This window comes from Rhizobacter sp. P1_G5 (genome assembly GCF_056405435.1).
Window position 1 is genome coordinate 1 of the sequence record NZ_JBFUCB010000904.1, and the last position, 1,774, is coordinate 1,774.

Below are 1,774 nucleotides of genomic sequence, written 5' to 3' on the forward strand. Positions count from 1 at the left end.
GTTCACCGCCGGGCCGGCCGTGTCCTTGTAGGGGTCGCCGACGGTGTCGCCGGTGACGGCCGCCTTGTGCGCGTCCGAGCCCTTGCCGCCGTGGTGGCCGTCCTCGATGTACTTCTTCGCGTTGTCCCAGGCGCCGCCGCCGGTGCACATCGAGATCGCGACGAACAGGCCGGTGACGATGGTGCCCATCAGCAACCCGCCGAGCGCGGCCGGGCCGAGCAGCATGCCGACCGCGATCGGCACGACCACCGGCAGCAGGCTCGGGATGATCATTTCCTTGATCGCCGCGGTGGTCAGCATGTCGACGGCGCGGCCGTACTCGGGCTTGCCGCTGCCGTCCATGATCCCCTTGATGTCGCGGAACTGGCGGCGCACCTCCTCGACCACCGCGCCGGCCGCGCGGCCGACGGCTTCCATCGCCATCGCGCCGAACAGGTACGGGATCAGCCCGCCGATGAACAGGCCGACGATCACGCGCGGCTCCGACAGGTCGAAGCTGACCGTCATGCCGCGCGCCGCCAGCGCATGCGTGTAGTCGGCGAACAGCACCAGTGCCGCCAGGCCCGCCGAGCCGATCGCGTAGCCCTTCGTGACAGCCTTCGTGGTGTTGCCCACCGCATCGAGCGGGTCGGTGATGTCGCGCACGCTGTCAGGCAGGCCGGCCATCTCGGCGATGCCGCCGGCGTTGTCGGTGATCGGCCCGTAGGCGTCGAGCGCGACGATGATGCCGGCCATGCTGAGCATCGAGGTCGCGGCGATCGCGATGCCGTACAGCCCGGCCAGCTGGTACGACACCAGGATCGCGATGCACACGAAGATCACCGGCCACGCGGTCGAGCGCATCGACACGCCCAGGCCCGCGATGATGTTGGTGCCGTGCCCGGTGGTCGAGGCCTGCGCGACATGCTGCACCGGCTTGTAGTCGGTGCCGGTGTAGTACTCGGTGATCCACACCATCGCGGCCGTCAGCGCGAGGCCGACGACGCAGGCGCCGAACAGCCGCATCTGCGTGCCCGCGCCGAGCGCATCGTCGGGGATCGCGTACTTCGTGATGAAGAAGAAGCCGACCAGCGAGATCAGCCCGGCGACGATCAGGCCCTTGTACAGCGCCGGCATCACGTTCTTCATGCCGGGCGTCGCCTTCACGACGCTGCAGCCGATGATCGACGCGATGATCGAGAAGCCGCCCAGCACCAGCGGGTAGATCACCGCCTGCATCGGCGCCTGCGTGACCATCAGCGCGCCGAGCGCCATCGTCGCGATCAGCGTGACGGCGTAGGTCTCGAACAGGTCGGCGGCCATACCGGCGCAGTCGCCGACGTTGTCGCCCACGTTGTCGGCGATCACCGCGGGGTTGCGCGGGTCGTCCTCGGGGATGCCGGCCTCGACCTTGCCGACCAGGTCGGCACCGACGTCGGCGCCCTTCGTGAAGATGCCGCCGCCCAGCCGCGCGAAGATCGAGATCAGCGACGCGCCGAACGCGAAGCCGAGCAGCGGCTTCAGCACCGCCGACAGGTTCTCCGGCGCGGCCGTGCCGTTGCCGGTGATGAACAGGAAGAAGATCGTGACGCCCAGCAGGCCCAGGCCCACGACCAGCATGCCGGTGATCGCGCCGCCCTTGAACGCGACGTCGAGCGCCGGCGCCATGCCCTGCGTGGCGGCCTGCGCGGTGCGCACGTTGGCCTTCACCGACACGTTCATGCCGATGAAGCCGCATGCGCCCGACAGCAGCGCGCCGAGCACGAAGCCGACTGCCGTCGTGAGGGGCAGGAAG

At 69.6% G+C, this 1,774-nt stretch carries 1 protein-coding gene; it reads right to left on the minus strand.

What is annotated here, in order from left to right; all coding sequences use genetic code 11:
- Positions 1–1,774 (minus strand): sodium-translocating pyrophosphatase (locus tag AC1D12_RS32560; RefSeq protein ID WP_477845270.1); only part of this gene is annotated, 1,774 nt, incomplete at both ends.